Source organism: Acutalibacter sp. 1XD8-33, assembly GCF_003612555.1.
Taxonomy (GTDB): Bacteria; Bacillota; Clostridia; order Oscillospirales; family Acutalibacteraceae; genus Acutalibacter.
The window spans coordinates 26025-45880 of sequence record NZ_RAZF01000010.1 but is presented as its reverse complement, the minus strand read 5'-3'; the positions used below and the strand labels follow the sequence as shown (position 1 = coordinate 45880).

27 protein-coding genes and 1 pseudogene are annotated in these 19856 nt (G+C 57.3%); 2 read left to right on the top strand and 26 right to left on the bottom strand.

The genetic code is table 11. The features are described 5' to 3' along the window. Positions 1-118 precede the first annotated feature (118 nt). On the top strand, positions 119-310 hold the full coding sequence (locus D7X94_RS08825) for a cysteine-rich KTR domain-containing protein (protein ID WP_120427357.1): 192 nt from the start codon (positions 119-121) through the stop codon (positions 308-310). Here D7X94_RS08825 and D7X94_RS08820 read toward each other — a convergent pair. From D7X94_RS08820 to D7X94_RS08790, 6 genes are all read right to left on the bottom strand, one after another. After that, positions 307-654 carry a helix-turn-helix transcriptional regulator gene (locus tag D7X94_RS08820; RefSeq protein ID WP_120427356.1) on the bottom strand — a complete coding sequence of 116 codons (348 nt, stop codon included), beginning with the start codon at positions 652-654 and terminating at the stop codon, positions 307-309. The two genes, D7X94_RS08825 and D7X94_RS08820, sit on opposite strands and share 4 nt — an antisense overlap. 73 nt (positions 655-727) lie before the next feature. Continuing rightward, positions 728-2404, bottom strand: coding sequence for a recombinase family protein (locus D7X94_RS08815; RefSeq protein WP_120427355.1), 1677 nt, complete (start codon positions 2402-2404; stop codon positions 728-730). Between the two features lie 116 nt (positions 2405-2520). Then, a complete protein-coding gene (locus tag D7X94_RS08810; RefSeq protein WP_016316805.1) occupies positions 2521-2787 on the bottom strand; it encodes a DUF6870 family protein in 267 nt (88 codons plus the stop codon). A gap of 425 nt (positions 2788-3212) precedes the next feature. Beyond that, positions 3213-3635, bottom strand: a complete 423-nt coding sequence (locus D7X94_RS08800) for a sigma-70 family RNA polymerase sigma factor (RefSeq protein WP_120427354.1) — start codon at positions 3633-3635, stop codon at positions 3213-3215. Between the two features lie 501 nt (positions 3636-4136). Beyond that, on the bottom strand, positions 4137-4979 hold the full coding sequence (locus D7X94_RS08795; protein ID WP_243111235.1) for a M23 family metallopeptidase: 843 nt from the start codon (positions 4977-4979) through the stop codon (positions 4137-4139). Then, entirely contained in the window at positions 4960-5595 is a 636-nt protein-coding gene (locus D7X94_RS08790) for a TetR/AcrR family transcriptional regulator (RefSeq protein ID WP_120427353.1), read from the bottom strand. Before D7X94_RS08790 ends, D7X94_RS08795 begins: the two co-directional genes overlap by 20 nt. 200 nt (positions 5596-5795) lie before the next feature. On the opposite strand from D7X94_RS08790, the gene D7X94_RS08785 reads away from it, so the two are divergent. Beyond that, entirely contained in the window at positions 5796-6158 is a 363-nt protein-coding gene (locus D7X94_RS08785) for a helix-turn-helix domain-containing protein (RefSeq protein WP_442857895.1), read from the top strand. Between the two features lie 189 nt (positions 6159-6347). Here the strand turns inward: D7X94_RS08785 and D7X94_RS08780 are convergent. The 20 genes and pseudogenes from D7X94_RS08780 to D7X94_RS08685 form a co-directional block, all read right to left on the bottom strand. Continuing rightward, positions 6348-7184, bottom strand: a pseudogene (locus D7X94_RS08780) (relaxase/mobilization nuclease domain-containing protein); the annotation flags it as partial. Between the two features lie 66 nt (positions 7185-7250). After that, the gene (locus D7X94_RS08775; RefSeq protein ID WP_120427352.1) at positions 7251-7577 is read right to left on the bottom strand and encodes a hypothetical protein; all 327 of its coding nucleotides are present in this window, start codon (positions 7575-7577) and stop codon (positions 7251-7253) included. A 15-nt stretch (positions 7578-7592) separates the two neighbouring features. Next, positions 7593-8030 (bottom strand): hypothetical protein, encoded by a 438-nt coding sequence (locus tag D7X94_RS08770; RefSeq protein ID WP_120427351.1) that lies wholly within the window; start codon positions 8028-8030, stop codon positions 7593-7595. A 14-nt stretch (positions 8031-8044) separates the two neighbouring features. Then, positions 8045-8449, bottom strand: coding sequence for a hypothetical protein (locus D7X94_RS08765; RefSeq protein ID WP_120427350.1), 405 nt, complete (start codon positions 8447-8449; stop codon positions 8045-8047). Positions 8450-8602: 153 nt separating this feature from the next. Next, positions 8603-9478, bottom strand: coding sequence for a hypothetical protein (locus D7X94_RS08760; protein WP_120427349.1), 876 nt, complete (start codon positions 9476-9478; stop codon positions 8603-8605). A 56-nt stretch (positions 9479-9534) separates the two neighbouring features. Further along, positions 9535-9774, bottom strand: a complete 240-nt coding sequence (locus D7X94_RS08755) for a hypothetical protein (RefSeq protein ID WP_120427348.1) — start codon at positions 9772-9774, stop codon at positions 9535-9537. Continuing rightward, positions 9767-10264 (bottom strand): hypothetical protein, encoded by a 498-nt coding sequence (locus tag D7X94_RS08750; RefSeq protein WP_120427347.1) that lies wholly within the window; start codon positions 10262-10264, stop codon positions 9767-9769. The genes D7X94_RS08755 and D7X94_RS08750 overlap by 8 nt, the downstream gene beginning before the upstream one ends. Before the next feature lie 13 nt (positions 10265-10277). Continuing rightward, a complete protein-coding gene (locus D7X94_RS08745) occupies positions 10278-10697 on the bottom strand; it encodes a hypothetical protein (RefSeq protein WP_243111234.1) in 420 nt (139 codons plus the stop codon). Positions 10698-11027: 330 nt separating this feature from the next. Beyond that, complete coding sequence (locus D7X94_RS08740; protein WP_120427346.1) at positions 11028-11246, bottom strand: hypothetical protein; 219 nt, start codon at positions 11244-11246, stop codon at positions 11028-11030. Positions 11247-11270: 24 nt separating this feature from the next. Further along, on the bottom strand, positions 11271-11606 hold the full coding sequence (locus tag D7X94_RS08735) for a hypothetical protein (RefSeq protein WP_120427345.1): 336 nt from the start codon (positions 11604-11606) through the stop codon (positions 11271-11273). 103 nt (positions 11607-11709) lie between these two features. Beyond that, positions 11710-12114 (bottom strand): hypothetical protein, encoded by a 405-nt coding sequence (locus D7X94_RS08730; protein WP_120427344.1) that lies wholly within the window; start codon positions 12112-12114, stop codon positions 11710-11712. After that, positions 12107-12388 carry a hypothetical protein gene (locus D7X94_RS08725; RefSeq protein WP_243111233.1) on the bottom strand — a complete coding sequence of 94 codons (282 nt, stop codon included), beginning with the start codon at positions 12386-12388 and terminating at the stop codon, positions 12107-12109. The genes D7X94_RS08730 and D7X94_RS08725 overlap by 8 nt, the downstream gene beginning before the upstream one ends. Then, positions 12388-13131, bottom strand: a complete 744-nt coding sequence (locus tag D7X94_RS08720) for a peptidoglycan recognition protein family protein (RefSeq protein WP_120427342.1) — start codon at positions 13129-13131, stop codon at positions 12388-12390. The genes D7X94_RS08725 and D7X94_RS08720 overlap by 1 nt, the downstream gene beginning before the upstream one ends. Positions 13132-13151: 20 nt before the next feature. Beyond that, a complete protein-coding gene (locus tag D7X94_RS08715; protein WP_120427341.1) occupies positions 13152-13433 on the bottom strand; it encodes a hypothetical protein in 282 nt (93 codons plus the stop codon). A 14-nt stretch (positions 13434-13447) separates the two neighbouring features. Continuing rightward, positions 13448-14500 carry a phage tail protein gene (locus D7X94_RS08710; protein ID WP_120427340.1) on the bottom strand — a complete coding sequence of 351 codons (1053 nt, stop codon included), beginning with the start codon at positions 14498-14500 and terminating at the stop codon, positions 13448-13450. Between the two features lie 3 nt (positions 14501-14503). Next, positions 14504-15247 carry a hypothetical protein gene (locus tag D7X94_RS08705; protein WP_120427339.1) on the bottom strand — a complete coding sequence of 248 codons (744 nt, stop codon included), beginning with the start codon at positions 15245-15247 and terminating at the stop codon, positions 14504-14506. After that, positions 15244-15840 (bottom strand): hypothetical protein, encoded by a 597-nt coding sequence (locus D7X94_RS18425; protein WP_158590963.1) that lies wholly within the window; start codon positions 15838-15840, stop codon positions 15244-15246. The genes D7X94_RS08705 and D7X94_RS18425 overlap by 4 nt, the downstream gene beginning before the upstream one ends. Beyond that, on the bottom strand, positions 15840-16628 hold the full coding sequence (locus D7X94_RS08695) for a hypothetical protein (RefSeq protein ID WP_120427337.1): 789 nt from the start codon (positions 16626-16628) through the stop codon (positions 15840-15842). The genes D7X94_RS18425 and D7X94_RS08695 overlap by 1 nt, the downstream gene beginning before the upstream one ends. After that, positions 16625-18580, bottom strand: coding sequence for a tail fiber protein (locus D7X94_RS08690; RefSeq protein ID WP_120427336.1), 1956 nt, complete (start codon positions 18578-18580; stop codon positions 16625-16627). Before D7X94_RS08690 ends, D7X94_RS08695 begins: the two co-directional genes overlap by 4 nt. Continuing rightward, entirely contained in the window at positions 18580-19713 is a 1134-nt protein-coding gene (locus D7X94_RS08685; protein ID WP_120427335.1) for a siphovirus ReqiPepy6 Gp37-like family protein, read from the bottom strand. The genes D7X94_RS08690 and D7X94_RS08685 overlap by 1 nt, the downstream gene beginning before the upstream one ends. Positions 19714-19856 lie beyond the last annotated feature (143 nt).

The following is a 19856-nucleotide window of genomic DNA, read 5'->3' as shown; positions in this document are numbered from 1 at the left end:
ACTCTATTGAAACTCCCCCTCAACTCCACCTGTACTCCACTTTTACCCGCTATATTTTAGAAAAAAGCGGCCCGAGCCAGTTACCAGATACAGAGCCAGCGCCGCAGGAGGTGTAAATATAGACAAAAAGAAAGAGGAACATTGGATTCATTGCCCCGTCTGCAGGACCAAAACGCATACCAAAGTTAACCCGGATACAGTTCTGTTGAACTTCCCGCTCTACTGCCCGAAATGCAAGAGAAGCATCCAAATTGGCGTAATCAACCTTAAAATGGTTGTAAATAATGAACCGGGCAAGAACGTGGATTAGACCTTTTTGCCCCGTTTCGCTTTTACAATGTTGAGCGCGGCCTCAACAACTGGAATCAGTGCGGCGATCTCAGCATCGCTGCACTCTTTCAGTTCTATTCGCAGTTGTCTAAATGATGGATTTTCCTGTTCGAGTTCCGGATAGAAAATTTCCCAAGGATCAATATTAAGCGTCCTAACCAACGGGAAAAGATTCTTCATTTCCGGGTTACTGTGGTAACTCTCGATATTTAGAATTGTTCGCTCATCGACACCGAGTTTTTCTGCTAAGCTGCGCTGTGTGAGGTCAAGCATGACCCTGGCCTTTCTGACAGCGTCTCCCAAGGGCTTTTCATAGTTTGGCATTAAGTTTCACCTCGTATGATTAACTCCTATTAGGAAAACACACTGTCAAAAGGTTTTTTGCTTTTGGCGGGGGTCAGCCCGCCTCGGCGGTATCGGTGGTGTTGATTTCAATGTACTCGGCAATCTTGCGGAACTCGTCCGCGAACTTGAAATGAACGCTGATATTGCCGTTTTCGTAAACCTTGATATGGTCTACCAAGTCCGTGAGGATTTCACGGGTCAGCGTTTCGATGCTTTGATACTTTGCAAAGGCTACCAGCGCGGGGTGTTCCTTGTCAACGCCGTTTGCCAGCTCCGCACGTTCCGCGTTCAGCCGGGCCAGCACATCCGCAAGCTCGGCGGCCTGCCGTTCATAATCGGCTTTCATATCCCGGTATTCCTGCTGGGTGATCTCCCCGTCTTTCCAATCTTGATACAGTGACTGCTTGTAGCGGGTTATCCGGGTCAATTCCTTTTCCTTTGCGGCTATCTGGTCGTTAAGGCGGTGGGATTGACTTTTTTTCAGCGGGGCCGAGTTGATACGGGCTATCAATTCCGAGTAGGAAACGGCGGTGTTCACTTGATACTGGATAGCGAACAGAACGGCGGCCTCCAGACGGTTGTGCTTGATAGAGTGCATGGAGCAGGCCGTCCGGGAGCGGTTCTTGTAAGTGGAGCAGGCGTAATAGATATTTTTCCCGCTCTGGCTGCGGGTGATGGATTTCCCGCAGTCCGCACATTTCAGAAAACCGCTGAACAAGTGAACCTCCCGCCCTTTGGGGGATGTCCGGGTATCGCGTACCAGCAGGGCCTGCACCTTGTCAAAGGTTTCGTGGGTGATGATGGCCTCGTGAGTATCGGGGACGCGCACCCATTCTTCCTCCGGCACAGCCTCAATCTGGTGTACCTTGTAGCTTTTCACCCGGCGGCGGCCCTGTACCAAATCCCCGGTATAGATGGGGTTGGTGAGGATTTCATGTATCATGCGGGCTCCCCACATGGGGTCGTCCGCCACAGCCGAGGAAACGGGCAGGCCCTTTTTCCGGCGGTAGGCCGTGGGGCTGGGTGTGCCGTGTTCGTTCAGATACAGCGCGATGGCCCTTTTAGACGAGCCTTGCAGGAGCATGGAATAAACGCGCTTGACGATTTCAGCCGCATCCGCATCCACAATAAGCTGGTGCTTGTCCTTTGGGTCTTTGATGTAGCCATAGGGAGCGAAAGAGCCGATGTACTGGCCGTTGCGCCGCTTGTAATCAAAAACCTGCCGGATTTTCTTTGAGGTCTGGTAGCAATAGTTATCGTTCATCACGTTAGTTATCGGAACGATAATGTTTGAAACGCTGTCGGGGTTTAGGTAGCTGTCCACGTTCTCCGCAAGGGAGATAAAGCGGACGCCCATCTGCACAAACAAGTTATCAATCAGACTCCCCGCGTCACTGTAATTCCGGGCGAACCGGGAAAGGTCTTTCACAATCACGCAGTTGATTTTCCCGCTCATCACATCGGCCAAGAGCCGCTGGAAGTTTTCGCGGTTGGCATCCGTCCCGGTGTGCCCATCGTCCACATATTCAACCGCGCTTTCAAATTCGTTCATGTGCCGCCGGTAGAAATCCCCCAGCAGGTCGCGCTGGTTCTTCACGCTGTTGCTGTCGTCCTTGCCCTTTTTCAAATCCTCTTTGGAAAGGCGGATGTATGCGCCTAAACGCCAGCGCCGGATTGTATCGGTAGGGGTTAAAGTCTGCTGATACCCTCTGTTTTTAGCTCGTGCCATTGTTCCTCCTTCCCTATCACATTACACTTATATTATAACTCTGTTCCGGGGTATCGACAAGGATGCCGATGCCTCGGGACATTTTGTCTCGAAGTGGGAGCAGGCCGCAACAGCAGTTACAGCCCGCTCTTTTGCCGGATAAGAAAGGCGGTCAGCGTATCCTGGAGGGAGGGGCCGCCCTCGGCAAACTCAATTTTCACGCCCACGCCGCCCACGCTAAAGCAGTACGGATTGACGGCCCGTCTCACAAACCGGGCCAGCCGCTCCTCCCGGGGGAGGGTGCGGTCAAAGGCCATACCGCTCACGTCAGCCAGCGCATCCGCGCTCACCGCGCCGATGTCCACGCTTTTCATTTGTTCCAGCTCTTGTGCGGTCAGTTTCACGGTAAAACCTCCTTTGCGTTTTGGGTTGGTGGGGAAACGCGAAAGGACAGCACCGCGAAAGTGCTGCCCTTTGGCCTGTCCTCACCTTGGGACAATTTGTCTCGAACTTGTTTGAAATGGAAACGCCGGGCCCGTATGTTTGGCCCGTCAAAAGACAGCAGGTAGCGGCCCGGCATTTCCTTGTTTTGTGCGGCGGCCTCAAGCGGCAAGCGGCCAGCTTGTCCCTCGCGGATCGTGGCCGTGGGGCTGGCAAATTCCCCACACGCGGCGGTGGTGTTGGTCGCTCGTCCTCCCGTGGGAGAAGTCACCGCGCACCCGCCGCCCGGCTCCCCGTATTCACTCGGGGCCGCCCGCTATTCAGTTGTGGAGAAGAAAAAACTTCCTCTCATATACCACCAGAAAAGTGGAGCAAATGGAGACGGCAATCAGAAATTTTTTTGCAGATATTTTTTCATCTGCGCGATGCCGCTCAGGACAGAGCGACGCACCGCGCTCTTATCCACGCCCTCGGCCTGGGCAATCTCCCGGTAGGTCATGCCGAGGATAAAGTGAGCGTCCACCCGGCGGCCTTGGGTTTCCGGCAGGCTGTTCAGCGCGTTCCACAAACGGATAAACCGCTCCTTGAGCTCCAGAACCTCGTCCGGGGTGAGCTCGTGCAGGCAGGCGGAATACTCGATGCCGTCATCCGCATCCAAGGAATAGTATGCCTTGTTGTAGCGGACACGCTCGGTATAGGCCGCCTCGTAGCGGACGCTGGCCTGGAGCGCCTCGGCCACATCGTCAGTAACCTCAATATATTCGTCCTGGGTGTACCAGTAGTAAAAGTCGCGCAAGTTGATGATAGTCATTATATGTACCTCCATATCGTTTTTTGTGGTTGGGTTGCCGGGAAACGATATGGAGGGCGGCGGGGAGCGGCACCCGGGAGAACCGTCCCGTACCTTGGGACTGTTTGTCCCAAAGTACAAAAAAGCGCCTGGGCGACACAAGGCCGCACAGACGCACGAAGTTATATATTCATTTATATACTGGTATATTTCATGTTCATAGCCGTACTGCTCCCATTTAGGCGGTGGGCTTTTTTTAACAGGTTAGGGGGTCGAACAGTAAATAAGGACACAACGATACCTCCCGGATACCGCCGTGTCCTTAAAAATGGGCGACCTTAATACACCCTCCGTATTCTATTTTTTCAAAAGAAAACGGCGGCTTGAAATTTGTTATTTCAAAACCGCCGTTAGGCTACTGTATTTTGTTTTGGCGCGCAGATAATCAGCCGCCGCAACAACGGTTTTTTTATTTCCCGTTGGGCGGATGTTTTATGCTATGCAGTCCTAATTTCCTATTTCTCAGTCTGTTTTTTCAAAGCGTATCCTATCTGTGCTTGTAGGAATACCGTTTTGTATGACATTCCACTCGTTGTTTTGATAAACTTCATATTCCTCAAAGGCACAAGGTAATCCATTAGCAATCGTTATGTCGCTACTGTCCATAAGCTGAAAATGCAAATGCGGTGCATACGAGTTACCTGAATGACCGACCCGACCTATTACATCCCCCGTCTTTACACTTTGACCAACAGAAACTTGAATAGAACCTGTTTGAAGATGAACGAGAGCGGCATATACATTGTTGCCACAGTCTATGATAATGTAGTTTCCGGCAACAGATTGTATATCATCTCTTTCGGGATTAAAATAATGTGCGTTTTTGTACGCATTAACCGTATCTGAAAATAAATTTGTTTTAGAATTTTCCGCATATCCATCTTGAGCTTGGACAACAACTCCATCGCAAGGTGAATATACCTCTTGTCCCCAACAATAATATTGATTTAATGGAATACCCGAAAAAAGGTATCGCAAAAAACTTGTGCGATATGCTGGCCAACCTGTTCTATTCCAATCTACTTGCACAAAGTCAAAAGCATATCTTGTTCCTAATTGGTTTGTGCCGTGACTGGGAATTTTTGTGCCAGGAGTGTTTGGTGCAAGCCATTCACCCCTTAAAGGAAATGCTACAACGATTGGTTCCTGTGCTGTTTCCATTTCATCTCCTCCATTATAATGCTTTTCGCCTACGTCAAATACAATCGAAAAAAAGACAATCCAAATTATCACTGCAACACTGATGTGCTGTTTTCTTTTTAACTTTATGGGATATTCCCTAGCCTTATTTATCGCTGATTTCATAAAAAACTTTCCGTAGTTCAACAAAATAATCATCAAGTTCAGAAATAATGGTAGCACTATCCAAAACAGCGCTTTTCTGCTCTCGAATTTTTTCTAATAGCTGGTCAGCAAATCCAACATTAGACCAAAAGATAAGCTGCTTGCATTTTTCTATGTTCAACCCTTTTCTAAACTTGGTTTCATCTATGTTATCGAACAATTTTGGGTAGCAACTCGATTTTTCTTTATGTGCTCGACTTTCAAGTTCTTCGTTTACCTCAGCGGAATTTGTGGGGCGTGATAGCTTATTAAAGTCCAAAATCCAAGGATATTTTTCAGACATTTTAATCTGCAAAAAGTACGATTGACGCAGTCTAGTGAAAATGTCGCGTTCTTCGTAATTCATCAATTCAAAATACTCTTTTCTGATAAGTTCGGAAAAGTAATCATATACGACAAGAAATAGTTCTTGTTTGTTACTTACATAGTGAAACATTAGGGCCTTAGAAATCCCGGCATTTTTAGCGATGATATTGGTCGATGCATTATCATACCCTTGCATAGAAAATTCTTTTAATGCCGAATTTAGAATAGCATCCCGCCTTTGTGGATCTAACTCCAATAGTTTAATAGACATTGTGTGTTCCTCCGTTTGCAAAAGATTAACCTATTAGGTCAACATCATTATACCTCTTTTTACCTAATAGGTCAATAGCAAATCACTCTATGAAATGTAAAAATTTCACGCAGAAAAAGTGAAAACAAATACTACTAAAATATAAAATTTTATTTCGTTCTCATATTCCGCCCCGAAATGTAAAATAATATAGGGGTGATGTGAAAATGTACCAATACGAAAAGCGCCTGGACTGTCATGCCCTGGGCCAAGAAATCAAGCGCAGACGAAAAGCTAAAGGCTGGACGCAGGAGCACTTGGCCCAGCTTGTAGACCTCACCCCGCGCTCCATCATGTATATTGAAAATCGGGGCCAGCACACCAGCCTCAATGCCTTTTACAAGCTCGTCACCCTTTTTGATATTTCCGTAGATGAATTTTTCTACCCGGACAAGCTGGGCGGCGAGAGTGAGCGCCGGAAACATATTGACCGGATGCTGAACGGAATGGACGAAAAGGAGCTTATCATCATAGAGGGAGCCGCAGAGGGTATCAGAAAAGCCAGAGAGACGGAGGGAGCGTAAGGAAAAGCGCGACCTCCGTTTTTTTTCGCGCCATGTATAGGGGAGCGCACAAACGGCAAGCAATTCGGGTGTGGCCACACCCGAAATTTTTGCTGGGCCGCAGGCCCGCAAAAATGCTTGTTGGGGAGCCTCCCCAAACCCGGCTCTTTGGGACAAAATGTCCCAAAGAGATTGGCTGCGTCACCGCCGCTATCGCGTCTGTTCCTTATCGGTGCGCCCGTCCGTAAGGCCGAGCAGATGGTCGATGTTGGCCTTGACCGCCACAGCCTCCCGCATATCCCGCTGGGCCTGCCGGTACTCAGCATAGAGAGCCTTTTTCCTGTCTGCCAGCTCCCGCCGCTGTTTTTTCAGCGCGTCCATTTTGGGGAGCTTTTCACCGCCCAGCAATTCATTCATAGCGGCCCGGGCCGCCTTGTAGCCGTCAAACACGGGCCGGGCCTTTGCATAGTCCACCACGGCCCCCATCAGCCCGGAGACTTTGGAGAGGGCGGCCTCGGTGGTCTGGAGCTCCCCGGCCAGCGCGTGGGCCCGGTCAACCGCCGCCGTGGTCTTTGCCGCCAGCGCGTCATAGTCGGTCAGATTGTTCTCCTGCAAGAACTGGAGGGCGGCGGCCATCTGTTTGAGGTTGTAAACCTTGGCCCACCGTTCATAAGCCGGGCCCTTGCCCGAAAGTTCGCTTCCGCGAACTTTTGCCATGCGCTTTTGGATGTCAATGATAAGCCCCACCTGCCGGGCCGGGGGCGGCGCGTTCTTGGGGAGCTCCGGGAGGGGCCGCTCCCCGGCGATCACTGCCCGGATGTCCTCGGGGTCAAAGCCCGCGCCAAGGGTGGATGCCTGGAGCCGGGTGTACTTGTCCTGCTCCGGCGCGAGGAACGACACCACGCCGCCCCGCCCGCGCTTGACGGCAAAGCCGGACTCCTCCATCAATCGGAGGAACGCGGCAAAGTCGGCGGGCTTTTTTTCAAGAGCCGCGATGATTGCCAGCCGCACCCGCTGCTGCGCGGAGGGCGGTTTTTCCCCTACCCACAGGCAAACCGCGCTATGGAAAAAAAATCAGACCCGTCCTGCTATACGCTGGGATGGGTCTTTGAATTACAAGATTCGCAGCTTTCTCATTACACTGGCATAAATTCTGGGGTTCATCACCTGCAGGGTTTCCATCAGCTCGTCCATTACCGTCCAAGCCGCGCCCGGGTCCTTTCGGGAAACCGTCCGCAGGAATTCGGTTTCGCCATATTGCTCCGCTTCCAAGGGGAGCTCCTGCGGGACGGCCCGCCTTTCCTCCGGGGGCCGCTGACCCTCTCCGGCCAGCCGGTCCCGAATGGTATAGAGCGCCGAAAGAGTAACGCACTGGTCCAGCTTATCCGCTTCCCGCTCATATTTGGAGATCCAATACTCGATTTCCCTGATATCCAGCACGGGTCCTTCCCCCTATCAGGCACTCTCCAGCTGCCTTATGAACCGCTTAACCGCCTCCCGGTCCTCTTCGGACGCTGAATCCAGAGCCTTTTCCAGATGCTCCATCATCTCACTGCGGCCATCGTCCCGGCTATAGCCGCCCCGGCCGCCGCGAGAGCCGCCCCGCCGGGAGCTATATCCGCCATGGGAGCCGCCGTCACGGCTATAGTGGGACCGCACCAGATGCTTGCCCCGGTTGGCGTAGCTGGAGCCGGTTCCATAGCTTCCGCGCATATCGGCGGTCCAGTCGCCGTCCTGACTGTACCCCTCGCTTTCCTCCAGTATACAGATCTTGTCGATGTTCTTGATGGTATCGGTGAGCTTGTGGGCCAGCTCCAGGTCTCCCGGGTTCAGCTCTTCCTTCCGGTCGATCTTTTCCAGCTCGTCCCACAGCTTGTCTTTCAGGTTGTCCATGCTAAATTCTCCTTTCATGCCGCAGGCGCGGTGGGCGCGGCGGGAGCCGTCCCGTTGATGCTGGGCAGATTATTTGTCGGGCAGGGGGAGGCGCTGCCCAGCAGGCGGAACGTGCCGCCTGTGCCGCTGGTGGATACCACGGTAGAGTACCGGGTGCGGGTACGGATCCCGCAGGCGGTCACCTGGGCGCAGCAGCGGTTGGTCAGCGGGTACTGCTCCGTCCCCGTGCCGATGGTGAAAACAACCGGAGCGTTGATCGTGGCGGTATCCGGAATGGCCTGGGCCACAACGATGCAGTATTTCTCCCGGTTGTTGTAGCTTCCGGCGGGCAGATTGATCACCAGGTTGCCCCCGGCAAATGTGACGGCCTGGGAAATCACCAGGTGGTCGCAGAGCTTGCAAACAGGTTTACATGCCATTGCCTGCACCTCGTTTCATATCGGCCACGGTGGGCAGATGCTCAATATTCAAAAAACCACTCCTTGAATCAAAGGGAGTGGCCGTTGCGATTTTTGCAACAACCACTCCCCGAAATAATCACCCGTTATTCGGGGAAAAAATTAGCCAGAAAATCAGGCGCACTGGCCGCAGCCGCCGTTATTCCAGCCCGCGAACTGCCCGCAGCAGTTGGTGGGGAAGTTCACCGGGGTGGGGGGCTGCACTACATAGGCGGGGGTGGGGCACTCCGCGCCGGTGCGGCGCAGGATGGTGGCCTCGCTGGCGGAGATCATCGCGCCGATGGCGGCCTTCTGCTGGGCCTGAGAGGCGGAGAGCTTCAGGCTCTGGTTCTCGCTCTCCAGGGTGCGGATGTAGTTCTGGTTCAGCGCGTCCAAAATGGCCCGGGCGTTGGTGTTCTGGTTATCGATCACATCCCGGGTGGTGCTCTGGATGGTGTTCTGCACGGCGCAGGTGTTGGTGGCCATCTGGTACTTGATGTCGGCCTGCCCCGCCCGGTTCTCGCAGCAGCAGTTGGCCAGCTGAGAGGCCAGAGCGTTGTTGCCTTGCAGAATCGCCAGCTGGGTGGCGTTGTCGCCCTGCAGCATGGCTACCTGGGTGGCGTTGAAGCCCTGCTGCATGGCATTGCCCAGGTTACACACGGCGTTATCCACACCGTGGAAGCCCTGCATCACGTTCATGCCCAGGGTGTTCAGGGCGTTGTTCTGGGCATAGAAGCCGTCGCAGATGCCCTGGTTCACGCCGTCCAGCTTGCTGATGGTGGTCTGGGTGTCCAGGCTGCGCTGGAGGATGGCTTCCACGGGATAGCCGCCCATCATGCCGCCCATTCCCCATCCGCCCATGCCGCCCCAGCCGCCCATGCCGAAGATCAGGAACAGGATAATCCACGCGCCCCAGTCGCCGCCCCAGCCGCCGTTGCAGTTGGAGCCGCCGCCGGTAGGCGTCACGTTCATGACGGCGGGCACGCCGCCGCTTTCATTTCCAAGAGACATATAAAATTCTCCTTTTTGATATATTTGCAAAGTCTGGCCAGACTGTATGCACAAATTTAGAACCCGAACATTCCCTTCAAGCTGCTGAGAGGCCCTTCGATGCGCTTTGCCATCTGCTGGACCTGGTTGAGCTGCCGCTGGTTCAGCTGCCCGGAAGAGAGCAGCTGCTGGATCATCTCATTGGGGTTTTTCCCCTGGTTCTGCTTCATGAACTGCTGAAAGGCCCGCATCATGTTTGCGGGGCCCTCCTGCTGGCCCTGAGCGGGCCCAAGATCCTGATACAAGGGATTACTCATGGTCTGCTTCCTCCTTTTTCTGCGGGGCCCTGGAGGGCCGCTTCAGGCGTTCCCCCAGGATGATGTCCAGCTCATCCCGGGTGATGTAATTGCTCAGATCAATCTGCGGCACGGGGCCTGGCTTCTGGGCCGCGCCTCCCTGCTCGGTGTAGTCCAGCACCCGCATGGAGGGCATTCCGGACATATCCACCGATTTCAGAAAGATCCTCTGGGCCTCGCTGTCCCACAGGGGGACCGTGTTCCCCGGGGCCACCATATAGGCCTTGGCCCCGGCCTCGCCCTGCACCCAGATAATTCCCCCGTTCTCCATCTGCTGGACCGGCTGAACGGCCTGGCCCGGGATGGGCTGGGGCATCTGGGGCTGGGGAGGCAGCAGCTGCATGGCCTGCAGCTGCTGGTTCTGCCGCAGCTGGGCCAGCTGGTCCGGCACAGGTCCGGAGTAGTATGGGCCCGGCGAATATCCGCCGTATGGATAGGGCTGATAAGCCATTTCAGTTACCTCCTTAAGCTCTGGTGCTGCGGTCGGCGGGCGGTTCCCGCCTCGCCCAGAAATACACGGGGATCTCATTTCGGGAATCCCAGCTGTCATAGATCACGCCGTCCTCAACGGTCAGCACATGCCGCCCCGGCATAGATAAAACGTATGTTCCTATTGGGTTTTCCGCCGCGAACCGCTCCACCGTGCAGCAGTCCGGGCGGTCGTCGGGGATCCAGCTTCGGACAAATCCGTGGGCTTTCAGATAGTGGCCCCACACATTGTCGGCGTTCCCCCAGTCCTTGCGGAGGAATCCCTCCAGGCAGAGGCCCGCGTAGGTTTCGTCCCAGGTCTGGCCCAGGGCCTTGGAAATGGCCCGGACGGCGCAGTCCCCCACGGCCTTCCCCTGGGGATTGGGGTTATAATAGGCATAGTTCATTTTTCTCATGGGGGCGGTTTCCGCGTGTGCCCCCGCCCTCCTTCTATCTCTATTATGGCACAAAAAAAGAGAGTCGCCCTATCGGGTTTCTCTCCTTTTTCTGTCAAAAATTTGCAGGCGCGTGTTTTTGGGGGCGATGTTTACGGCCTCCACCACCTTTGAGAAAGGTAAGACTTCGTTTTACGAAGTCTACGAAACTTTTCCCCTGGTTGGCTATGTGCGCCCCAATGAAACACATTGCGCGGTCAAGGGGCGTTAGGCCCCTTGTAGGTTTTGGGGCAAAGCCCCAAGGTCTTGCCGTAGCCGCCGTTCTGTGGCGGCGGAGGCCCCATACTATTTCTACATGATCTTATATATCTTCCTCTTGATGCTCCGGATTCTGCGGTTAATGGTGGATTCCGACATGGGCAGGTTCTGCTCCGCAAGCAGAAGCTGGATCTGAACCACGGTCTTGTTCTTCACCCGCAGGTCGAACACCGCCCGCTCCTCGTCGGAGAAATTGCACTCCCGACGGAACCGGTCGCACTCCGGCTGGGTAAACTCCGTTTTGATATTCACGCAGCCCTCCCCGCCTATTTGCGCCTAATCCGGGTTCCCCGGGACTTGCCCTTCCGGCGCTTTCTCACTGTCACCTTCGCCATAGTTGTACACTCCTCCCTGGTTATCTCCCTGAATGTAGTTGGCGTTTCCGCCGCCCTCGCCGGTATCCACCACCACGGTGTCGAACTGGCTCCACATGTGGATGTGATACCAGCTCAAAATGCCCATTGCCGCTACCAGAGCCAGAATAATTCCGCAAAGCCAGAGAATCACTGTGGTTTTAAACTGATTCACCTTTTTCAGCTCCCGGTACATTTCAGAAGCCAGCGATTCCGGGGTGCTGATATTAATCGTTTCTTCTTCCTTTTGCTTTTTCATATTTTTTGCACATCCTTCCTTTCCTATAAGGATAGCATTTTCCGGGGGATCCGTCAATTCTCAATCCCGCTCCGCCAACGGATAGAGGGCGGATTTTCTGCCCCTACGCCAGGACGGGCAGAGCGGTTTTCTGGTTGCGCACCTCTGCCTCAATGCGGCTCTTGAGGTAGGCCTCCAGGTCGCCGTAGGCCTCTTTGAGGAAAGCCTTGGCCTCCTTGGTCAAGAGGCTCTGGGCTTGCCCCAGGGCGATTTCAAGGGCCTCCCGCTGGTTCTCCGGGGTGAACGCGCCGGCCTTTTTCAGCCCGTCCACATAGGTTTGGCTGGTGTAGGTGACGGCGGTGGAAATGGCGCTGGCGGCGGCTTCCAGGTACTTGCGGGCCATGTCGCTGTCAGACTTCCGGCCAAGGTAAGCGGCCAGCGCCTTGACCGCCTGCCCGATAAACGCGGCGCACACGGGCACAGCGGCCACAATCACCGCCTGCAAAAGGGTGGTCAAAAAATCATTCACGGGCTGCTCCTCCTTCCAAATGATGGTCAAAACGGTTGGCTTTCGCGCTCTCGAAGGTGATCCCGCCCTGCTTATGGTCGGATTTCGCCATGTTGAGGTAGAAGCTGCACACCACCCCGTGGGCCGTCCAGGGCAGGCCCACCATCGCCGAAAGCCAAGGCAGGGATCCCACGTAGCCGTTGCGGATGCAGTAGGCCGCCAGCAGCAGCCCGCCCAGGGTCACCGCCCACAGCAGCCACCGGATGTCCGAAATGAGCTTCTTGGAGAAGTCCATCACGCCACCCCCGCCTTTTCCAGGCCGCGCTTTACCAGCACGGCGGCTTTGCATTCGCTCCGGGAGAGGCCCAGCTTGCCGTTGGCGTTACCCCGGAGAATCCCCCGGTTCATGAGCCAGCGGACGTCCTCCCGCCAGTAGTCGGGCACCTCGTCAATGGTGTTGTACACGGGGTTCTGGCGGGCGAACTCCGCCGCGGCCTCCTTCTTCGCGATCTCCTTTACCTGCGCTTGTGTCAATTCCGGTTCCTCCTTTTTCTGGAGCTTGTCCAGCTCCGATTTCACCATGTTCAAAAACCGCTGCCAGCCCAGGTCCATGGTCCGGTGGGGGCAGTATTTTCCGTCGAAATCCTGATGCTTTCTGACCTGCGCCAGCCCCCAGCCGTACTGCCTGAGCAGGCCCGCGATGTACTCCGCGGCGTTGCGCTCCGCCTTTGCGAACCGATCCCCGCCGCTGAGGGACCAGCAGATCTCGATGTGGATGCCGTACATGTTGCCATCCCCCCGGCCGTCGCCGCTGGCCCAGGCGTTGCGGCCAAAGGGCAGGCACTGCAAAGCCTCCCGGTCGTCCACCGCCACGTGGAAGGAGACCTCCCGGTCGTTGCGCTGCATGTAGGCGGCCTCGTTCTTGGCGGGGGCGTCGTTGCCGGTGTTGTGGACCACCACAAATCGTGGCGTTCTTACGTACGGACACTTGATGTTGTACTTGGTTTCCGGGCAGGGCTGGGTTGTCACTGTCACCATTGCCATTCCTCCTCTCAAATTCACAGCTTTTCCGCGTGCTCCAAAGTGGAGATGCGGACCTCGTGGTTGTTCACCCGGCTGTCCACTCCGTCAATCCGGTCGTGGAGCCGGGAATGTGCCTGCCGGGCGCTTTCCTGGAAATCCCGGTCGGCGGTTTCCAGCTTGTTCAGCCGTTCGGTGGCCCCATCCAGGATGGTGGAGATTCGCGTCAGGGTAGAGCTCACCTTGATCATGGGCCCCACCACCGCCGCTATCAGCCCCACCAGCGCGACGATCACCCCTACTACGCCCCATTCGTTCATGATCTCACCTCTTTTCAGTCTGTGGTTTTGGTGTATTCAAACAGAGCAGTGAATGGCTGATTGGTTCTATTTTGGGTTATCGCATAAATCCCAAGCATTTGTGTAGAAGAAGAATATCCTACTACACATTCTCTGTCGTTTCCGCAGTTCCGATTGTCTTCACTGTTCCAAATGACAAAAGAGAGGGAAACCACATTTTCAACATTTGGAATTTCTTTGACGTCACGCCATGATCCTGTAACGCTGCCAGAAGTGCCTTGAATTACCATCCTGTACACTGTTTTCCCATCAATCCATGTACCAATGGGCACTTCCTCTGTAGAATACTCGCCGATCCGGCTGCTCTCTGCGGAAACAGCTTTGATGCAGTAGAGCACGGCCATGTTCACAGGACGGACTTTCCCTCTGACTGGAACCGGTCTGGGGTCAACCTTCCACTCTGTATTGGGATTGTTCTGGAATACATTATTCCCGCTGCCTACTATAGCGGTGGTTATGGTGCTATCCAAGTCAAAGTTTTCCAGCTCGTTGTTTCGAAAATGGGGGAGATCATCGGGGCGGCTGGGATCTTTGGAAATTCCCATATTGCAAAGCCCGGAGGTACCATATCCATTAAGCGCCGCAACCCAGGGAACCTCTGTAGCTTCCTGCCGCTGTCCCAGTTCGGCGCTGACTTCCTCCGTGTCTCCATGATACCCACGCAGAAACAAGTTCCGCATATCCGGCACGGCAAAAGAGGTTTCTCCGTCCCCGCCGAAGTGGTTCTTCGTGCCGAACTGGCTCTCAAAGAAGCCCGCCAGCTCCGGGTAATCCTCGATCGCGTGCATCCCGCCGTCGCACACCAGATAGCCCTGGGGCGCGTTCAACCCCAAAAAGGAGATCACCGCGCCCACCGGGTTTCCGTCTCCTGCCACCGTAAAATTCAGGTATTGGGGCTGTAGGGCCCCATTCTGCCCGAACCCCGCCACCTGCCCGGTCTGGCCGGTAAGCCTGTCCTGCTTGGCGGAGAGCCTCGCCGTGATCTTTCCCCAGAGAAAATTCAATCCCAGTTCGTCCAGAAAGCCCATAGATCAGTCCTCCCCATAGGTGCCGTCCACGATGGCCTGGATGGTCGCGTTAGGGATGGCCTCGATGGTGAAGGTCTGGCCCAGGCTGTCCCAGTACCCCGGCTCCGTGTCCGTGGGGGCGACCCAGGCCCAGTTCATGCCCGTATCCTCGGCGTTGTACACGTCCCCGCCGGAGACGCCCTCAGTTGGCAGATTGTCATATGTAGCCACGCTGCCCGCGTAGCGGTAGACGGAGCCCACGGCGACGTTGATGGCCTCATTCATCTGCTGGGTGGTGGGGCGGTCCGTGAGGGCGGCCTGGGTCTCGCCCACAAAGGCGTCGTAAACCGACTGGAGCACCAGCTCCGGCTTGCCCGTGATATCCTCCCAGGCCACGCTGTCCGCCGCGCCGCCTCCCCCTTCCACGGCCCACAGGTTCATGATCCCGGCTTGGAAGGTGCTGTTGCCCTCGTTGTACACCCCCACAGAGACGGACGCGATCCAGAGCTTGCTCCGGTAGGTGAGGAATCCGTAGCAGAGGGACGCGTTCACAGGGTTAAAGGCGAACTGCCGCCGGGGGATGGTGAGGATCTGGTTGGCCTCGGGGGGCTGGTCGGCGCTGAAATAGTAGAAATTCGCCCCCCAAGGCACCCCGCCCTGCTCCATAAACGTAGCCTTCAGCTTGTTCCACAGGAACAGCAGGCCGTCCGCGTCCAGATATTGTGCCGCAGCCACTTCCCGGCCCATTTTCTGTGCTCTTGTGCTCATTTCAACAACTCCTCCATCTGTGAATTTGTGATGGGCTCCATGCCCACCATGGCCGGGGTGTAGTCTCCGGCCTCTGGCTCTACCCGGCCCGTGCGCCCGTAGAAGCTCAGCACGCCCGCCGTGCCTCCGCCCCCCTGGAAAGGCACGGAGCTTAACAGATTGTCCCCGGCGTAAAGGCCTAGACTTCCGTCCGGAGTGACGTCAAGCCGGTCGCCTTTCCGGGAAAGCTCCTGCTCCCAAAGGTCCGGAGTGGGGGGACGGGCCCTTTCTCCTGAGCTTGCGCCCTCCAGCACCGTGCCCAGCTCCGCCCATACCGTGGGCAGCACCAGCTCCCCGCCCCGCGTGCCGTAGACGCCGGCGTAGAGCCTGCGGCCCGGGTCCTCCAACACCTCCCAGGGCACGGCGCAGGCCCCGATCTCGCCTAGCAGCATGGAAACCGAGACGTCCCCGCACCGGAACACTGCCGTTGTCGAGAGCCCATCCCACTCCGGCGAGAACCCGAACCCCACCTCGTACACATTCACCGACCCGCTGGTCACCGGCTCTCTCTGCCGCACACGCAGCTGGTTCTTCTCCGCGTAAAGCTGGAACACTATACACCATCCTCTCTCTGGGCCTCCCCAGCAAATATCCAGGTGCTCAGCCGGGGATCTTCCGGCCGGATGTCCGGCAGCGCCTCCAGGCCCAGTGCCGCAAGCTCCGGATATTCCTCTGGAACGGGCCCCCCGTGGCAGAGCAGCCAGCCGCTTTCAGGCTGAGGGGCCCGCCGCCCGGTTGTCAGTTCGCCAACAGCCGGCATCCCCCCGGCCTTGCGGATGGCGGCGTCCAGGTCCTCTATGGCCCGGTCCCCTTTTTGGAGGATCCCGTCCCCCAGGGCCAGAATCTCCTCCACCCGCCGGTCCAGGCCGGAGGTGACGAAGCCATAGGCCCGCAGGCCCTCCCGGCTGCTCTGCGCCAAGCTGGGGATGTCAATCCGCAGGTCCTCCACGTCCTCCGGCAGCAGGTTCACAGCCCCCCGCTTCACCCGGAGGCGGTACAGGGGCAGGAAGCCCGGGGGAGGCTCCTGGGCCGCGCCCTCCAGCACCGCCAGCGCCGCCCGCTTCGCCTCCAGGTCCACCCGCACGCCCACAAGGTCGAAGCGGTCCCCGTGGTCCCAGCCGGGGGAGAGCAGGAGCTCATAGGGGCCGTCGCTTTTCAGCCAGCGGCCAAAGGCCAGGGCGAAGCCGCTCTGGAGGGTGGCGCTCATGCCCTCCACCGACAGGGCGAACCGGTTGCCCCACCGGCAGACGCCGCTGCCGGTCACCGGGTGGAAGGCCCCGGCGAAATCCTCCGAACTGTACCGACCCGAGGGGTCCCCCAGGCAGAAGCCATAGGAAATCACGCTGCCGCCTCCGTTTCCGTGGCCTTGATGTACGCGGGCACCCCGTCGCTGGCAAGCATGGGCAGCCAGGCCCCGTCGTTGGCGTAGTTGTAGAGGGGGGGCATTTGGAACGCGCCCACCTTCACCACGTTCTGCGTATCCTGGCCCATAATATATAGAATACGGCTTTGGGAATCGTACTCTAAAAAGCCGTTCCGGGTGATGACGCCCAGGACCTCCGTGGTATCCAGAAAGCCATACCGGGCGGCGTTTGCCAAGTCAGAGGTGAAGAGCAGGCCCGTACCCACAAAAATCAGCCACAGGTCCATCTCCCCCACATACACGGCGGCGTCCTCAAACACACGGGAGTAGACCCCCGCGTTCACCGAGACGGAAACGCTGGTCTTGCTTCCGTTTTTCTGGAGGAAAACAACACGGAACTGGCCGGAAGCGCCGGTTTTTTCCACCGCCGTCAGGGCCGCTGTCTCTGTGGCTACGGCCAGCTGCTGGCGCAATGTCTGGTCCCCGGCGGGCATTGAGGCGCTGCTCTGGATGGAGTAGAGCTTTTTTGGGGTGGAGGAGAGGGTGACATCATTGGAGAGATAGAGCAGCTCCCCCTGGGCTTTCCGCTGATACCCGGCTTTTCCGGCAGGATTTCCGGACGCATAGGGATAGATTGTTTTCGCGGCGGTCATCTGATAATCCTTGTATGTGGGGTAGGGGAGGATCTGGTTTCCCTCTTTCCATTTTAGGGAATAGGTAAATGGCACTGTCCTTGACGTGGGGGAGCCCACCCCCACCGCAATCTGATAGGCCTCCTCGAAGGCGTTATAGGACACATAGGGCACCATGTCCTCCTTGGAAATCCCGCCCAGCTCGGGCTTGTCCCAGGTGAGCCGCGTCATGGGGAGGGAGGCCGCACCAGGGGAAAAGGCGTAGTTTGTATAGATCAGCAGCTTATTGGCAAGGGCGTCGCTCTCCTTATACTGGGCGAGAAACACGCCGCCGTTCGCCATGGAAAGATAAATGCTCTGCATAGCCGGAGCATAGAGCTCGTCTGTGCCGGTGACGGGAATCTCCGTGATCGCCTTTGTGGACAGGTCCAGGCCCAGCAGCTTCCCCTGGTCAAAGGAATAGGTCCAGAGTTTGCCGTCCTGGATCACCCCGTTTGTCAGGTTGGCGGGAAGCCGCCCTGCGGCGATTTCGGTGAAATCCTCCGGCTTGGGCACGTGCTTCCCCAGCGCGGCCACCAGCTCCGGATAGTCCGCTTCGTTGACGAAGGAGCCGTCGCAGAGAAGCCACTCCGGGCCCACGTTCTGGCTGGCGGTGAACTGCACCGTGCCCACAGGAGGCGGGGTGATCTTCTCCACCTCGGCGGCCACCTGGGCGATCTTTCCGTCTAGCTCCGCCTCCTTTGCGGCGATCTGCTCCCGGGCCTCCTGCAGCCGACCCTCCACCTGGTTGTCGATGTAGTCCACCGCGTAGGCCACCTTGCCGGACAGGTCCCCCGCGGCGTCCAGGATGCCGCAGAGGTCCGGGTCCTGGCGGGTGTCGGCCACCGTGCCGGACGCCGGATCCGCATAGCAGAGCACCAGGGAATCCTCTGGAATATCCTGGCCCCTGGGCTGGCAGAGCAGCTCAATCCGCCGGACGGCCAGATCCAGATGGGCCAGCACCGCCTGCTCTCCCTCCCCCTCCAAAGGCACAAGATACCCCCGGTACTCCGCCGGATCCTCATGGGGGCCGGGCCGGTTGTGCAGGTAGTAGCCCCGGATGAACAGGGCCCCCGGAGCCAGCAGCACCCCCTGGGCCGTCCACAGGGGCCGGAAGCTGTCCGGGTTCTCATAGACGCACACCCCGGAGCCTACTATGTTCTCGAAATACCCCACGAAGTCCTCCCCGGAGTATTCCCGGTCATATTTGCCGGTGGATTCGTCCAGTACCGCGTCAAAAAAGCCGTCGTATAGCGCCATTATCTGTCCGCCTTTCTGCTGAGTTTTTCATAGATGGTGGGCTGGCCGTAGCCCAGGGTGAGCTCCTGGCTCTCCCCCTCCCGGCTGATGCCGTACCGCACCGCCGTTGCCACCGCGTCCGCCCGGATGCCCAGCCGCCGGTCCTCCACGGTGATCCTGTCCCCCAGAAGGAAGTCCCGGCCCAGCCGATAGGTGGGGTCCACCGTGCGCACCGTGGCCTGAAAGCTCTCCGCCAGGGGATTTTCCGCCAGCTTTTCCCCGCCCCGGGTGAGAAGCACCTCCGCGTATTCCTCGGGGGTAAGCCGGTCCTCGCTTCCCTCCTCCCCCCGCTGCAGGTCCCGGGCGTCTACCCAGAGCTCCCGCCGGGAAAAACCCGCCGCTTCCCCGCCGGGCTCCGCCGCCGTCAGATAAATCCGGTCCGGGCCCTCTCCCTCTCCGGCCACCAGGGCCACGTTCCGGTATCCGGCGGAGCTGCAGCTGTATTCCGCTTCCAACACGTCGTCCAGCTCTGTGGAGAACAGCACCGGGTCCCGCTGGGTCTGCCCGGCGGTGCGGTCCACCCCGGCCCGGGTCCAGAACCGCAGCTCCGGCTCTTTGGGGGAAAATTCCACCCCGAAAGCGGTGGCTCCCGCCTCGCCCAGCTCTTCGAGGGCCTCCAGCAGGGTCCCCCCGGTCTTTTGGGCCCGCAGGGCGGGAACACCATCCCCGGCGGGCTGGGGCTCCGCCATTTTCAACCCGGGCAACACCCGGGCTGGCCCGTCCCCCCGGGTGGGGTGGATGCAGGAATCGTCTACCAGCCGGGCCATGCACTCCGCCGCCGTGCCCTTGAGATCATACCGGCCCCAGAGAATCCTTCGGCCCAGAATCCCCGTGAGCAGGCTTCCCTTCACGGTGATATAGGGCCCCTCCCGGCTCTCCTGCTGCTGGATCAGCTCCACAATGCCCGCCGCGCCCTCCCGGAACCAGATGATGCGGTCCGGCTTGATCAGGCTGAGAATTTCGGGGGTGATCAGGGATTCCAGGGTAAAGCTGCCGGAGGAAAAGGCTTTCTCCTCATACACCAGAGACCGGCAGCCCTCCAGAATCCCCAGAAGCTCCAGAGCGGGAGAGTAGACTTCCATTTTAAGTTCCATCGCGGCTCCTTTCTGGGAATGTTTTTCTTCTTACAATCGGCCCTCTCCTGGGCCCAGGGGACTTTTTTCTCAGTTGCAAAAGAGATTCATCTCATTGCATGAGATTAACTATTATTCACACCCGCAAAAATTGCGCTTCTTAG

Bases quoted from the DNA above. Each gene is read 5' to 3' on its own strand.
- D7X94_RS08765 (WP_120427350.1), bottom strand. From the start codon at position 8,449: ATGGCATGTAAACCTGTTTGCAAGCTCTGCGACCACCTGGTGATTTCC.
- D7X94_RS08705 (WP_120427339.1), bottom strand. From the start codon at position 15,247: ATGAGCACAAGAGCACAGAAAATGGGCCGGGAAGTGGCTGCGGCACAA.
- D7X94_RS08735 (WP_120427345.1), bottom strand. From the start codon at position 11,606: ATGAAAAAGCAAAAGGAAGAAGAAACGATTAATATCAGCACCCCGGAA.
- D7X94_RS08690 (WP_120427336.1), bottom strand. From the start codon at position 18,580: ATGGCGCTATACGACGGCTTTTTTGACGCGGTACTGGACGAATCCACC.
- D7X94_RS08820 (WP_120427356.1), bottom strand. From the start codon at position 654: ATGCCAAACTATGAAAAGCCCTTGGGAGACGCTGTCAGAAAGGCCAGG.
- D7X94_RS08815 (WP_120427355.1), bottom strand. From the start codon at position 2,404: ATGGCACGAGCTAAAAACAGAGGGTATCAGCAGACTTTAACCCCTACC.
- D7X94_RS08760 (WP_120427349.1), bottom strand. From the start codon at position 9,478: ATGTCTCTTGGAAATGAAAGCGGCGGCGTGCCCGCCGTCATGAACGTG.
- D7X94_RS08715 (WP_120427341.1), bottom strand. From the start codon at position 13,433: ATGAACGAATGGGGCGTAGTAGGGGTGATCGTCGCGCTGGTGGGGCTG.
- D7X94_RS08710 (WP_120427340.1), bottom strand. From the start codon at position 14,500: ATGGGCTTTCTGGACGAACTGGGATTGAATTTTCTCTGGGGAAAGATC.
- D7X94_RS08750 (WP_120427347.1), bottom strand. From the start codon at position 10,264: ATGGCTTATCAGCCCTATCCATACGGCGGATATTCGCCGGGCCCATAC.
- D7X94_RS08770 (WP_120427351.1), bottom strand. From the start codon at position 8,030: ATGGACAACCTGAAAGACAAGCTGTGGGACGAGCTGGAAAAGATCGAC.
- D7X94_RS08745 (WP_243111234.1), bottom strand. From the start codon at position 10,697: ATGAGAAAAATGAACTATGCCTATTATAACCCCAATCCCCAGGGGAAG.
- D7X94_RS08800 (WP_120427354.1), bottom strand. From the start codon at position 3,635: ATGACTATCATCAACTTGCGCGACTTTTACTACTGGTACACCCAGGAC.
- D7X94_RS08790 (WP_120427353.1), bottom strand. From the start codon at position 5,595: ATGTCTATTAAACTATTGGAGTTAGATCCACAAAGGCGGGATGCTATT.
- D7X94_RS08725 (WP_243111233.1), bottom strand. From the start codon at position 12,388: ATGGACTTCTCCAAGAAGCTCATTTCGGACATCCGGTGGCTGCTGTGG.
- D7X94_RS08720 (WP_120427342.1), bottom strand. From the start codon at position 13,131: ATGGTGACAGTGACAACCCAGCCCTGCCCGGAAACCAAGTACAACATC.
- D7X94_RS08685 (WP_120427335.1), bottom strand. From the start codon at position 19,713: ATGGAACTTAAAATGGAAGTCTACTCTCCCGCTCTGGAGCTTCTGGGG.
- D7X94_RS08795 (WP_243111235.1), bottom strand. From the start codon at position 4,979: ATGAAATCAGCGATAAATAAGGCTAGGGAATATCCCATAAAGTTAAAA.
- D7X94_RS08755 (WP_120427348.1), bottom strand. From the start codon at position 9,774: ATGAGTAATCCCTTGTATCAGGATCTTGGGCCCGCTCAGGGCCAGCAG.